The following is a 14,158-nucleotide window of genomic DNA, read 5'->3' on the forward strand; positions in this document are numbered from 1 at the left end:
TGACAGCAAGATTGTATGCAGCATTATTAGATGAAGCCATATTGAGCTATCATAGTACAAAAAAACTTTCATCTCTTGTTCTATGATAGCTCAACATAAAAAGAAACAAAGAAGATTACATCTTTGTTTCTTTTACCTTGTCTATAAATAAAAGTTAGAATTTTCAGAATCAAAATTTTACACTTTGATCAATCTCGACTCTTTCATTTGTAGCTTTCTTTTTTAGTTCTTCACACTTTTCTTCCCAAAATTCAATATCATCAAACCCCGCTTCTCTCGGATTAAAAACCGGATCCTTCCCTGCTTTTTTCTGACTTTCATAATCCTTCAACACCTTTAAAGCTGGCTTTGTTAAGAATAATATTGCAATCAGGTTAAGCCAAGCCATACTTCCTATTCCTAAATCTCCTAGATTCCATAAAAAAGAAGCAGATTCTACACTTCCAATGTAAACCATAATTAGAAATCCAATCTTCAAAACCGTTTTTAACCAATTTAGCTTTAATTTATGGTCAAGATAAACCAGTGTAGTCTCAGCAATATAGTAATAGGCTAACAATGTGGTAAATGCAAAGAAAAAGATGGCAATAGATATAAACAACGGTCCAAATCCTGAAAATACAGTTTCAACAGCTTGTTGCGTATATATTGGACCTGGTTCGATATTTCCCATTGTTTGTACAATCGGTTCTTTTCCTTCCGGAGCTACATTATACATCCCTGTTATAAGAATCATAAGTGCCGTTGATGTACACACAACAATTGTATCAATATAAACAGAAAATGCTTGTACCAATCCTTGTTTAGCAGGGTGTGATACTTCAGCTGCTGCAGAACTATACGTTGCTTCTCCAACTCCAGCAACATTTGAAAACACAGCTCTTTTTACACCCCAAGCAATCGCCGCTCCAACAATGCCCCCGAAAGCTTGGTTCGTACCAAGTGCACTAGAAAAAATAAGGACAAACATACTTGGAAATTCAGTAACATTTGCGATTAACACTATACATGTTACTACAACATACCCAATCGCCATAAATGGAACCAACGCTTGTGAAACAACAGCAATTCTCTTTACCCCACCAAAAATAATCGCCGCAAGTAATACAACTAAAAGAATACCGGTAACATTCTTGCTAATAGCAGATGAATTTTCAAATCCAACTGCTATACTACTCGATTGAATACCCGGCAATAAAACACCGTATGAAAGAGTAACTACAATAGCAACAAGTACAGCAAACCATTTTAACTTTAATCCTTTTTCAATAAAATATGGGGTCCCTCCTCGGTATTCATTCCCCACTTTGCTCTTATATAATTGTGCAAGAGTAGATTCAACAAACGCACTTGCTCCCCCTAGTAATGCCATGACCCACATCCAGAAAACGGCTCCCGGTCCTCCAAAGGCAATTGCTGTGGCTACACCAGCGATATTTCCAATCCCAACACGTCCTGACAGTGCTAAACAAAAAGCTTGAAAAGAAGATATTCCTGTCTCTGAAGTTTTTCCTTCAAACAATAATTTTATCATTTCTTTAAAATATCTAATTTGTAAAAAACGAGTAGCGATCGAGAAAAATATCCCTGCCCCTAATGCAAAAACAACTAACCCAATACTCCAAACTTGTCCAACTAACCACTCTACTAATTTCTCCATTCAATCCCCCCTAAATAAATTCACCCATTCATCATGCAATTCACATACCAACCTATAGTGAATCTTTGAATATTTACTTGAGGACAATGAATGTATATCCATTAGATAGAATGTTTTTACACACTTGTGTAAATATTTTTTGAATTGTTGTTACTTTTTTTACATATAGGTTCTATGCAATCATAAAATATAAACTTTTCCCTATCCCATTCAAGGTTGTACATACTAAAAAGAGCTGTTGAGATTTCTCTCAACAGCTCTTTTTCACTACTCATCTGAGCTATTAAAATTCACTAACGCGATAATACCTTCTTCATCATCTAATTCAAGCTGTAACCTTGCAGCAAATGGATTGACATTATATTCCCTATCAAGCCATAAACGAAGTGCTTCAATTAGATTTGCTTGAATTAAAATTTGCCCGCGACCATTGACTTCTACTTCAGCAGAAAAACCATAGTCATCATCATACATCAGCTCAACTGAAACTTCTTCTGGACCAACTTGTCTCTTTTCTGCGATATACACACATAGTGCGTTTATAAGCTCTTGCTCGGAAATTTTTATCGTTTCCATGCTGCTTCTTCCGCCTGTTTCTTACGTTGGTCTTTGAAATATTTAAATGCACGGACTGCTAACATTACAATCCCAACCATTACTAACATATTTACCATGAACGCTAATACAGAACCAAGCGCTCCCATGTTTGCGAATAAGCTTCCCATTAGTAAACCACCAAGACCACCTAGTAATAAGCCTTTCATAAAGCTTCCTTTATTACTTTTTGGCGCTGTATTTGATGCTTTTGTTTTTGTATCAGGGTTTGTTTTCTGTGCATTCACATTAGAATCTTTTTTGTTCAAATCAACTTTTGACTTTTGACCTGAACTTGGAGTAAATGATTTTTTACCAGATTTGTAACTTTTCGCTGCTGCATGATCTACGAAAACAAAACTGCTAGCCCCAAATATAACCATAAATGCAGTCATTACTGTAACGAGTTTTTTCAACATATTATATCCATTCTCCTTTTACTATAGATATATGTGAAATCTATCTTTCTTTAAAATAAGAGTGATAGATTTATTTTAAAGCTAAACAAAAAGTTCTTATGAACTTATTATATGAACTTTTATTATAATAAGCAAGTATTATTTATTTAATGATATTAACCATTTGAAAATACAGGAAAAATAAAGAAAAACAGAATTGACTTTATACGTAATAAAACATATTATAAGTTCACAAGAACTTTTATAATTTTGGAGGTGAAAAGATGGAAACATTTCATCTCACACGAAACGAAATGGCAGCGCTCCTCCTTTCACTTAGAGGATGGAATACAAAAAAGCCTCTCGGTATTTTACAAGAAGCTTGGGCAAAGTCACATAAAAAAGATATTGAATGCGGACAAAGTGTTACAGCTTTTATTACAACCGCGCTTTCACCTATTTTTGAAAAACTGATTAAAATTGAAGATACAGATATCGGTTTTTCTTTAAACGAAATCGTTGCACTTGGTAATCAAATTGAAAATACTAGTTTTTCTGTAACAGCTATGCAAAATTGGGTTAAACGGGATATAAAAGAAATGATTGGTTCACCGCAAAAAGGAAAAAAATATTCCATCGAACAAGCAGCATTACTATTTATCGTAGAAGATTTAAAAACCGCACTGGATTTTGAATCTATACGTAAGTTGTTAAGACTGATTGTAAATGACCCCGCTGATCGTAGTGATGATTTAATTAACCCTGTTCATCTATACGTCGCCTATTCTTCTTTATTTGAAGAATTAAATCAAGAAGGTTGTTTACAATTAAACGCAACGGATACCATTCATACAATTGAAAATATTGTAAAAGAAAAAGCAGATAAAATTGCAAGTAAGCTTGATCAAATAAATAATAACCAACGAGAAGCTATTCGCAATGCAATTATTATCGCGACACTCTCTGTACATACAGCATATGTACAAATGTTAGCGAAACGTTATGTTTCAGCCACTTTATTCTTACAGCATCTCGACATAAAATAGGAGCATAAAATGCTCCTATTTTTCATTACACAAAAGTATACGTAGCAATCCAAACCTACCATTACAACTATATTGTACAATCAAAAGTTCGAACGAATAATCAGTCTCCTTCTAACCACTCTGCAATAAATACATATTTATACTCAGTAATCCCTGTTTTTTCAGTTCATATTTTATCCCATTCTTTAAATTTTACCAAAACAAATAAGATACCTCTAGGTATAATGGAAAAAAAAGTAAAGATAAATGCTACATATTATCCTCTTTCCAAGTAAATATTAATGGCAGTCTGATAAAAAGGAGGAAACATTCCATGAAAAAGAAAAAATATTTATTTGCTCTAATGGCTACAGTTTTATCGACTGGACTGTTATTTGGTTGCAATAATGGTGTAAAGGATGAACAAGAACCAGATCCAACAGAAGAGCCTTCTGAACAAAAACAGCAAGATGAAAGACAAAATGAAAATAATACAAATAACAATCAATAATTGATTATCGCAGTACAACTATTTCTGACATTAGTCTGATATAAGTTAGAAAACTGTATTTGAAATTATATTCTATAATTTTCATTACCAGTTACAGATTGTATCTACTTTTGGGATAGCTTTCTCATTTCTCTGTGAGACCATAAAAAATAGGAGCAAATTATGCTCCTATTTTTCCACGGATATCCCAGCCTTTTCCAAGAAATAAGTATGTTCTTTAAATGGTAGGCTAGCTATTTCTCTAATATAACTTGAGCGTTCTCTAATATCGTATAGACTATCTTCTTTTTTTACAAAGATACCACCTGTATAAGAACTATAATTTTTCTTTTCAATGATAACGTCTAAAATTGAAACATCTTCTCTATTCATTTTATAGTTAATGGCCTTACTTTCAATCCATTGTAAACTACTCGATGGGGAAAGATATATATGAGCTAAATCCGCTATTTCTGTCCCTTTATTCCTTGAGAGTATTTTTATCTCATTGCATATGGTCTCGTCATTTAAAACTAAGAAATTTGTTATAAGCCTTTCTCCTTCATTCTTACTAAAGAACACTTTTAATTCAGAAGTAACAAATGGAATCTTTTCTTCTTGCATCATGCGGAAAATCTCTTGTAATAACAAATCTTTCCCAACAACAAAAGGATGGCCAAATCCTGTATCATATAGATTTTTCTTTACTTTCACTAAATGCTCAATATAGGGAATCCCTTTTTCTTCTATAACTAATCGATCACCCCTATAGCGCATCGTCAATATAATGTTATCAATTGAGATTGGTTCCAGCTGCAATGATGAATAATATAAATCCCTGTTCCAATAATCTAATTGATCAATGCCAAGCCATGAATACATAATTTCTTCAATAACTTGAAATTCCCCTTCTCCTTTTAGTACCTTCACAACATCTTCTAACAAGTTACATTTTCTATATTATTGTCCAGCATAAAATTTCTGCAACGCTTCATCCACATATACCCAGCCTTTCCATCCTAAATGGATGGTATCTTTTAAGAAGTACTTATCATATTCATGACTCGTAAAGTCTGCAACTGGAAATCCAGCTTTCTCGACTTGTTCCCGAATTTTTTTATAATATACATCACGACGTTCTTTTGGGAATCCTGCGTAATCATACCATGGACCATGTACAGGTACAGAAATGAAAAGTGGTTTAACGTTCTTTTGCTTAAAAATATCTAAAACAATTTGTAAATCTTCATATTCTGGCGATTCATTATAGGATTCTTTTTCCTTAAATCCTTTTAGCCCCTGTAATTTTTTTTGAAGTTTATGTTTAACGTAGTATGGATTTTCAATTCCAAATGTATTGGATGTAGATTCCACTTTCCCAGATTGTTCAGCATGTTTTCGTGCTTCTTCCCAAGAAAGTGAACGCAATCCCACATTTTTTTGTTCTGTCGTCGGTTTAATGTTAAATAAAGATTTCACTAAATCTTTATGATCAGAGATATTTCGATTTATATAAGCGATAGGTTTAGATACTCTCGCTTTAATCTTATAAGTTGTATCATTGTATACAATACCTTCTAATGAATTCTTTAATATAAGATCTTTGCGGACGATATCAAAATCTAGTAACCTCTTAGCAATTTTCTTTTTCATTTCAGGTTTTATTGCATCATTAAAAATAAAATGATATGTCTGTTGTTTAGAGAAGTTACTACTAAAATCCCCTTCAGTTACTCCCTGTTTCTTAAACCACTGTGGTGAAAGAATAAACACTACTTTCTTCCCTTCTAATTGATCCATTGTTGAAGTCATATTTAAAATATGAGCAAGGCTCTGCGTTCCACCAGTCCCTATTAGAAATGGTGTAAACCCTTCAGGATTTACTTTAAAATAGTTAGACGGATGATACGCATCCATACGAGAAAATTCAGACGAACCATACATAGGTAAATACTTAGAATTCTCTAACATTTTCTGTTGCAAAAAAACACCTTGTAGCTTTTCTTTTTGTAATGAAGTTGCCGCATCTTCAACCTTTTCATTACTAATTAATGATACTAGCGTTCTAGATGGAATAAGTAAAACAATTATAAAGATCAAACAAGCTACTATAATTGGACCAAAAGTGTGTTTGATTTTCATATATTAGCCCACTTTCTTACACAAATAAAATTACACGTATACAATCCCTTACTCATTTGATATTGAGCTTCTAACCCTTGTTTATGACACGTCATCATTCTTTCTGTTCTCCTTTAGTACGTAATGATAATCCATTCTATTATTTACCTTCTATATTCTCCCCCTCTTTTAACAGCTCATTTCCCCATCTATTGTAGAAAATGTTTCCGGAGAAACAATTTAATTATACAAGATCTTCTGCTGATTTTGCATTCTAAATGTATAAAAAAATAATCATATTTTTAAAAGAAATGAAGTAAAAATAAAAGTCTTTTTTCCTTACTAATCACATGAACATAATATACCAAAAAAACATTTTATATAACAAATCAAAAATCTCGATATTTACAATTACATTCACCTTATAATGAACTCTTTGCATTCATAGTATGATAATTGATGTCCTTCATGATTAACATCTTGCGTATATTTAAATCCGGATTTTTCTAATACATTTTTTGATTTATCATTTGCACTTCTGATTCGTGCAATTAATCTATTTATCTTCATCGTATGAAAAGCATATTGAATTGCTGCCTGTGCTGCTTCTGTAGCATATCCATTTCCCCAAAACTTCAGATCAAGAAGGTACATAATTTCAACATCCTTTGTTCCATCAATATATCTTAAACCACAATGCCCCATCATTTCTCCAGTAGTAGTATTAAATACTAACCACACACCAAAACCGTTTTGATTCCAATGCTCTATGAGCTTTCCAACGTATTGTTCAGCTTCTTCCCGGGACATACCTCTAGATACGGCAAGCCACTTATCGACTTCATTGTTTTTCACTATTTCATAGAATTCATCAATATCTTCTATACTAGGTTTTCTCATAAAAAGTCTTTCTGTACGAATTAATTTTTCATTCGTATCAATTAACATAGAAACCTCTCCTTTATAAAAAAATACATTTTATACCAAAAGATTATATCATGAAATCTGCTGATCTCTCCCTAAATAAAAACAGACTATCGCTTAAACGAAGTCTGTTTTTATATTTATATTCATTTTATTTTTTCATATCCGCCCATTTCAAACTTGTCGCTGGTCCAAATTGATGCACGTATAAATCTTTCACATATGGTTTTTGCAAATAAGATAATCCACGTTGGAACACCGGTGCAATAACAGCATCATCAAGCAGCATTTTTTCTGCATCTTGCATCGCCTTCCAGCGTGCTTTTTCATCATTTCCTAACTCCATTTTTGTCTTTTTAATTAATGCATCATATTCAGGGTTCGCATACCCCGTATTATTAACCCCATTTTCTGAAATAAAGACTTCTAAGTATGTCATTGGATCAGGGTAATCTGGTAACCAACGTGATAACGACATTTCATACTCTTTCTTTTTCTCTAATGCTAGTTTTTGAGAGTGTGGCTGTAATTTTATTTTCACTGTCAGTCCTGGAAGGTTCTTTTCTAATTGTTCTTTAATATACTCTCCTACTTTTTTAAAGTTTTCTAAATCATAGTTTAACATTTCCAATGTAACTTCATTTGTTCCTGTTTCTTGCTTCGCCTTTTCCCAATATTCCTTCGCCTGATTCACATTCGTTTTATTAAACTCTGCCCCAGTCTCTCTAAAATCTTTTTTATTTGGTCCTTTTAAAAATCCCTTTGGAACATAGTAATTAGCAGGTACTGATCCGTCATTTAAAAATGATGTTGCTAAGCTCTTTTTGTCAAAAGCCATACTAAGCGCAAGACGAGCATTTTTATTTTTCAAAATCGGCACATTTTCATTAAATCGGAAGAAATACATAACAGGATCTGTATATTGTTTTAATTCTTTATCATTTTTATATTTATCAACAAATTCTGTTGAAATCACAGCGCGGTCAATTTTATCTGTTTGATATAAATTTACAACAGTCGAAATATCTTTTACAATTTGATAATTTACTTCATCTAATTTCACTTCTTTTTTATCCCAATATTGATTGTTTTTCTTCATTGTAAAACTCGCTTCATGCTTCCATTCTGATAATGTAAAAGGTCCATTATATACTGTTTTATTTGCTTCTAACCCATATTTATTTCCCTGTTCTTTCGCATACTTTTCATTAATTGGATAAAAGGATGGTAAACAAAGTATTTTTGTAAAATAAGGTACAGGGTGATCTAATTCCACAACAAAAATTTTATCATCTTGGGCCTTTACGCCTAATTCTTCCAGTCCCATTTGCTTTTTATTTATCTTTTCTGCATTTTTCACATCATACATGATATATGCATATTCAGAAGCTGTGTCTGGATTAACAAGTTGCTTCCAAGCATATACAAAATCATGAGCCGTCACTGGATCACCGTTAGACCATTTTGCATCACGCAAATGGAATGTATATGTTTTTCCGTCTTTACTAATTTCATATTTTTGGGCAATACCAGGAATTACTTCATCATCCTTCGATAATCTAAACAATCCTTCCATTACGTTATTTAAAACGTTAAATGAAACGGCATCTGTGACCTTTAAGGAGTTTAATGATGGGATTTCTCCCGTCTCTGTTAACTGCAATATTTTCTTCTCTTCTTTAGGTTTTGTAGTCGTTTTTTCTTTTCCACAACCAACTAAAAATGAAGAAACAAGTAGCGTACTAACCAATGAAAAGCGGACGACCTTATTCATTTAAAAACCCCCCTATCTTTTCTATTAAGGTAAATAGCGACGAGCACCAGCGTATTCTTCTATATATCCCGGTGTGTCTATTGGAATAATTTCAACAGTTCTTTCTGCTTTTGGAGAGTGAATCATCTTTCCATCCCCAATATACATACCAACGTGATGTACACTTCCTTTGCCTTGATTATAGGCAAAGAAGATTAAATCGCCTTTTTGTAAATTTTCTTTCTCAACAGCGATACCCGCTTTTGACTGTGGACCTGAATCACGTGGAATCGTGATACCATGCGATTTATAAATTGTATGTGTAAAGCCAGAACAATCAAACCCAAAACCACTTGTTCCAGCCCATATATATGGTAATCCTAAAAATAACTTTCCAGTGTTCACTAAATCATCACCTGTTGGAACAGGTATTTCATTTTGAGAAGTATAAACAGCGCCATCTTGTTTCCGTAACCATGCTTTTTGTCCATTCGGTAACAGCACACGATAAGAAATAGTATCCTCGCTCAAAAGTGGTAGGCGTGTATTATAACTCACCTCTAAAGACTTATATTTATCAGAAGGATTTATATATAAAATAGCCGTTGGTTTTGTAATTAAAACGAATGGTTGACTATTTTTATCTGCAAACTCTTGATTGTACGTTAATTGTTTTGCAGGCATCCACCCTGGATAACCTTCAGCATTTCTCGGTGTTGGTTGCCCATGTACAACTACTTTTACCCATTCACCTTGCTCCTCAACAATCGTTACTTCCTGACCTAGTAAAGCTTGTGTTTCTAGTTTATTTGTATTTGTTAACCAAAGTTTTTCATCAATCGTCATTGATTTGGTCCATTTCCATAGATCAACAGGATTCGTTGCACTTGGTCCATCAATTGGGCGAAGTAAATTTGGTCCAGTCCAGAGTGTTGCAGCTGCAACATCTACAAATGCTTTATTCCCCTTTTGTTCTTCAGCACTTGCGACCGATAAAGATGAAAAAATGAATAGAGTCGTTAATAATGCAGTCCCCATTTTTTTCATAAGCATCCTCCTTAAGTGATAGTTTGCTAGATGAATACGTTCTTTAAAAATAACAATTCTTCTAAGATTTTATATTCATTGCATGATGCAAGTTTACCTTTGGTCCGCTATAAGTAATTCCAGTTGGTTCTTCCATTAACCATAGCGGTGCATCCAGATCAAAATAATGAATATTCGGATGAGCAGCAGCTAGATGAGCAACTGCTGCTACTGAAAGCGATGGCTCCATCATGCTACCAACCATGCATTTCACACCAGCAGCTTCAGCAATATCAGCAATTTTCCAAGCCTCACGTATGCCACCACATTTCATTAATTTAATATTTAGTAAATCAGCATACTGTCCTTGAACAAGTTTTAAAGCATCTTGCGCTGAGAAAACACTTTCATCCGCCATGATTGGTGTTTGTACATGATCTTTTACATACTTCAATCCCTCCCAATCTTTCGCATGAACCGGTTGCTCAACAAATTCTATATTTAAATTTCTATTTTCCATTTCTCGAATAATTGCAACAGCTTCTTTTGGCTGCCATCCTTGATTTGCATCTAACCGAAGAGTGGTTTCTTTTGGAACAATATTTCTGATTGCTTCAATACGCTCCAAATCTAAAACTGCGGATTTACCCACTTTAATTTTCAATGTACGAAATCCTTTTTCTACATGATTTTTTGCTTCTTTTGCCATTAATAAGGGATCATCAACACTTACTGTAATGTCTGTTTGAACCTCTTTCTTTCCGCCTAATAATGCATACAAGGGAATATTATAAAATTGACAATACGCATCATATAAAGCCATATCTACCGCTGCCTTTGCGCTTAGATTTCCTACACAACACATTTGAATGTGTAACAATAATGTCTGGAAATGCACCATGTCTTTTCCAATTAATACAGATCGAATGGATCCTAAAATTGCCTCTTCAATCCCATTAGCAAAGTCCCCTGTAATAACCGGAGTGGCTGTCGCAGCTCCTTTCCCTATAATACCTTCATCTGTATGAACAAAGACATCAATACTTTCAATCTCAGTTACAGTTCGCAAGGCCGTTTTAAATGGTGTATGAAGCTTAATATAGCGACGCTTGACTATTAGATCCATAATTTTCATTTTATTCATCCTTTCTGTCCAATAAAAAAATCCAGCTATAAGATACATTCTTATAGCTGGATTTTGTCTATGAATGTGTAGACAAAGCAGCAATTTGATTATATTTTTTTTGCGCATCTTTTAACGCTACAAGCAATGCTTTTTGAGACGATCCAAAATAACGACTTTTAATTTCTTCTACTAATTGCGAATCATTAATGTTTTTATGTAGAAATAAATACTTTACAAATTGGCTAGTTAGCGAAATGGTTGCTGAGCAATCCGAATCCACAATTTTTCCTGTATCCTTTTCAATCACAAATGCTACAAAATAACTTTTAAACTTTTCTGTAATCGGATTATTTTGAGGTGCTTTCGCATCCCCTACGATATATATCGTATTAGAAGCATACACATATATCTTCCTTTCTTATACGAGGATAACGGTTTTCTTAACAGACGAATGAGCGGAAAACCCATCGTTGATTAAAAAATGTATCCGCTTACTATATATTATATATATTTGACAGAATTTTAACAATATTTATTTTAATATATATTCATTAACTAAATAACCAATCTCTGAAAATATATAATTCGTATAACTTACACATTCTACATTTGAACTTAGCGCCGCTATATACAAGGTTTGATCATTTACTTTTAATCTTACTGCATCATGTGTAACATTCTTTCGTTCTCCTGTTTTACTTGCTATTTCTATTCCTTCTAACTTCCCACATAATTTATACGTGAACTGCTGATTTTGAAGTGGCTTGTAAAACTTCCCTTCTTTATCGTGATGGTATAGTAAAGATACAATATCCTCAGCCGTCGTAAGATTATCTTTATTTTCTCCTTGAGGTTCCTGCATCATATATCGTTGTATTTGTGTTCCACTCATCCCTAATGAATCAATATGTTGTTGAATATCTTTCATCGTTAAACGATTAATAAGCCAATTCGTTGCAGCGTTATCAGAAACTGTAATCATAAGTGTAAGTAAATCCTGTATCGTTACATTTGGCGTATGCAAAGAAGATACAATCCCGCTCCCTCCCGTTCTTGGAATAGACGAAACGGGTATTAGCTCATACGGATTTAACATTACCCGCTTTATTTTTTCTATGGCACATGAAAGAATTGCTAGTTTAATAAGACTAGCTGATGGATGCACAAATTGTTCATTGTAACGATATGTAATTGCCCCTTGTATCATGACACTTATATCTCCATTTACACTTTCAATTCGATTCTCTAATTCATAAATAAAGTCCTCTTTCTGCATGCGACCTACTCCTTTCTATACATTATAATACCTAATCATTACATCGCTTCCCCAAATAAAAAAACAGTCAGCACTTGCTAACTGTTTTTAAAAATTATATTACCTTCTACTTCAAACTAACACACCATCTATTTAGGCAGTATAAATATCGTTTCATTCGGCTTAGAAAATTGATACTCTTTCCTTGCAAATTTTAAAATTTCTTCCTCATTATCTGTTAAATTTCCAACTTCATTCTTTAAATAATACTCTGCTTTCTCTAAAGAAGTTAATTGTTTTTGCTGACTTTTAATTGTACTTTGTTTTTCCTGAATCATTTCTTGTTGCTTATTAAGAATACACTGGATATACACAGTAGCTGAAAATAGAAAAATAAAAGCTAAGACAAAGCGTCGAATTTTTCTTTTATTTATTGTTCGATATTTATTAGGCTGTGATTGAAACTTTGGTTCATTAGGAACATTTACTTTCTTGAGTCTCCTCATTTTTCAAATCCCCCTAACCCATTGTATTTATTTCACTTCCACAGGCATAATCTCTTAGTAATCTTAATTCTCTTCACACAAAATAAGCTCCTCCATAAAGAAATCTTGTAAATCAATCAATTAGAGATAGCTTTCGACGGCATCCCTATATTTCAGATTAAATATTTATTTTTTGTGCTATAAAATCGTATTTTATGCTTTTAATAGCAATGTCGTTTCAGATATCATAAATTTCAAATTGAATATAAATAAACGCAGCTATCTAGGAAACATATTACTCTTCTTGCTGAATAATTTATTAAAGATTGCTTTAATGAGGAGGGACATACATGAAATATCGCACATTAGGGAGAACAGATTTGACTGTTTCTGAAATCGGATTTGGCGCCTGGGCAATTGGCGGTGACGAATGGGGCCCTGTAAATGACGAAAACTCAATTGCAGCTATGAAAAAAGCGTTAGAACATGGAGTGAATTTCTTTGATACGGCTGATGTTTACGGGTTAGGACATAGTGAGAAATTAGTAGCACAAGTAATAAAAAAGCATCGAAATGATATCGTTCTTTCCACAAAAGGCGGTTTAATTGGTCATCATTATGACCCCAATGGGGAACCTGTCTATAATACAGCCGAAAAAGTAATTGCAGTATTTGAAACTAGCTTACTCCGCCTACAAACAGATTATATTGATGTTTACTTTTGCCATATTTGGTGGGATAAAAAAGAAGAAACTGAAGCATTTCTTCGCGCATTTGAAGTTTTAAAACGGGATGGAAAAGTAAGAGCAGTGGGTGTTTCTACACATGACTTACAGTATATAAAAAATTTTAATAGAAACGATGAAATCGATGTTGTACAGCTCGACTATAACATACTAAATCGCGAGCCAGAACAGGATATACTACCTTATTTACACGAAAAAAATTTAGGAGCCGTTATACGTGGACCGTTAAAAATGGGGATATTAACTGGGAAATTTACAAATCAAACAACATTTCCAGATGGTGATATACGCCAAGAATGGCCAAAGGAATCATGGTTTCAAGAGGATCTGCAAAAAGTCGAAAAGCTAAGATTACTTTCTAACGAAAACCGAAGTCTAGGCCAACTTGCACTTCAGTATGTACTCTCTCACCCAGCAGTGTCTGTCGCGATTCCCGGCGCAAAAACAAAAATACAAGCGCAAGAAAATGCAGCGGCGTCTATACGCCCTCTCCTATCAAATGAAGAATTAGCATATATAACAGAACTCTAAAACAAAACCAGCAGTTGCCAAAAT

15 protein-coding genes are annotated in these 14,158 nt (G+C 33.5%); 3 read left to right on the forward strand and 12 right to left on the reverse strand.

The window, feature by feature from the left end; all coding sequences use genetic code 11:
- Positions 1 to 169: 169 nt before the first annotated feature.
- The 3 genes from AZF08_RS10685 to AZF08_RS10695 all read right to left on the reverse strand — a co-directional run bounded on the left by AZF08_RS10685 (position 170) and on the right by AZF08_RS10695 (position 2,673).
- On the reverse strand, positions 170 to 1,660 hold the full coding sequence (locus AZF08_RS10685) for an alanine/glycine:cation symporter family protein (protein WP_033676155.1): 1,491 nt from the start codon (positions 1,658 to 1,660) through the stop codon (positions 170 to 172).
- A gap of 267 nt (positions 1,661 to 1,927) precedes the next feature.
- Complete coding sequence (locus AZF08_RS10690; RefSeq protein ID WP_033676153.1) at positions 1,928 to 2,236, reverse strand: YxcD family protein; 309 nt, start codon at positions 2,234 to 2,236, stop codon at positions 1,928 to 1,930.
- Positions 2,224 to 2,673 (reverse strand): hypothetical protein, encoded by a 450-nt coding sequence (locus tag AZF08_RS10695; RefSeq protein WP_033676152.1) that lies wholly within the window; start codon positions 2,671 to 2,673, stop codon positions 2,224 to 2,226. Before AZF08_RS10695 ends, AZF08_RS10690 begins: the two co-directional genes overlap by 13 nt.
- A 263-nt stretch (positions 2,674 to 2,936) precedes the next feature.
- Here AZF08_RS10695 and AZF08_RS10700 point away from each other — a divergent pair, with 263 nt between their 5' ends.
- Both AZF08_RS10700 and AZF08_RS30750 read left to right on the forward strand, forming a co-directional pair.
- A complete protein-coding gene (locus tag AZF08_RS10700) occupies positions 2,937 to 3,698 on the forward strand; it encodes a DUF1836 domain-containing protein (RefSeq protein WP_033676150.1) in 762 nt (253 codons plus the stop codon).
- A gap of 313 nt (positions 3,699 to 4,011) precedes the next feature.
- On the forward strand, positions 4,012 to 4,188 hold the full coding sequence (locus AZF08_RS30750; RefSeq protein ID WP_167332924.1) for a hypothetical protein: 177 nt from the start codon (positions 4,012 to 4,014) through the stop codon (positions 4,186 to 4,188).
- A 168-nt stretch (positions 4,189 to 4,356) separates the two neighbouring features.
- Here AZF08_RS30750 and AZF08_RS10705 read toward each other — a convergent pair whose 3' ends face one another.
- The 9 genes from AZF08_RS10705 to AZF08_RS10745 form a co-directional block, all read right to left on the reverse strand.
- The gene (locus AZF08_RS10705) at positions 4,357 to 5,097 is read right to left on the reverse strand and encodes a hypothetical protein (protein ID WP_153019514.1); all 741 of its coding nucleotides are present in this window, start codon (positions 5,095 to 5,097) and stop codon (positions 4,357 to 4,359) included.
- Between the two features lie 30 nt (positions 5,098 to 5,127).
- On the reverse strand, positions 5,128 to 6,309 hold the full coding sequence (gene dltD / locus AZF08_RS10710; protein WP_033676147.1) for a D-alanyl-lipoteichoic acid biosynthesis protein DltD: 1,182 nt from the start codon (positions 6,307 to 6,309) through the stop codon (positions 5,128 to 5,130).
- Positions 6,310 to 6,705: 396 nt separating this feature from the next.
- Positions 6,706 to 7,236, reverse strand: a complete 531-nt coding sequence (locus tag AZF08_RS10715) for a GNAT family N-acetyltransferase (RefSeq protein WP_033676145.1) — start codon at positions 7,234 to 7,236, stop codon at positions 6,706 to 6,708.
- 127 nt (positions 7,237 to 7,363) lie between these two features.
- Positions 7,364 to 8,986: a peptide ABC transporter substrate-binding protein gene (locus tag AZF08_RS10720; RefSeq protein WP_033676143.1), complete on the reverse strand. Its 1,623-nt coding sequence runs from the start codon at positions 8,984 to 8,986 to the stop codon at positions 7,364 to 7,366.
- Positions 8,987 to 9,010: 24 nt separating this feature from the next.
- Entirely contained in the window at positions 9,011 to 10,012 is a 1,002-nt protein-coding gene (locus tag AZF08_RS10725) for a C40 family peptidase (protein WP_033676141.1), read from the reverse strand.
- Between the two features lie 61 nt (positions 10,013 to 10,073).
- Complete coding sequence (locus AZF08_RS10730; protein WP_033676140.1) at positions 10,074 to 11,126, reverse strand: dipeptide epimerase; 1,053 nt, start codon at positions 11,124 to 11,126, stop codon at positions 10,074 to 10,076.
- 67 nt (positions 11,127 to 11,193) lie between these two features.
- A complete protein-coding gene (locus AZF08_RS10735; RefSeq protein ID WP_033676138.1) occupies positions 11,194 to 11,520 on the reverse strand; it encodes a DUF3870 domain-containing protein in 327 nt (108 codons plus the stop codon).
- 129 nt (positions 11,521 to 11,649) lie between these two features.
- Positions 11,650 to 12,393 (reverse strand): serine hydrolase, encoded by a 744-nt coding sequence (locus AZF08_RS10740; protein WP_033676136.1) that lies wholly within the window; start codon positions 12,391 to 12,393, stop codon positions 11,650 to 11,652.
- A gap of 128 nt (positions 12,394 to 12,521) precedes the next feature.
- Complete coding sequence (locus tag AZF08_RS10745) at positions 12,522 to 12,878, reverse strand: FtsB family cell division protein (protein WP_033676133.1); 357 nt, start codon at positions 12,876 to 12,878, stop codon at positions 12,522 to 12,524.
- 329 nt (positions 12,879 to 13,207) lie between these two features.
- Here AZF08_RS10745 and AZF08_RS10750 point away from each other — a divergent pair, with 329 nt between their 5' ends.
- A complete protein-coding gene (locus AZF08_RS10750; protein WP_033676131.1) occupies positions 13,208 to 14,134 on the forward strand; it encodes an aldo/keto reductase in 927 nt (308 codons plus the stop codon).
- Positions 14,135 to 14,158: the final 24 nt, after the last annotated feature.

Origin of the sequence: Bacillus gaemokensis (genome assembly GCF_001590835.1) — a bacterium.
Classification (GTDB): domain Bacteria; phylum Bacillota; class Bacilli; order Bacillales; family Bacillaceae_G; genus Bacillus_A; species Bacillus_A gaemokensis.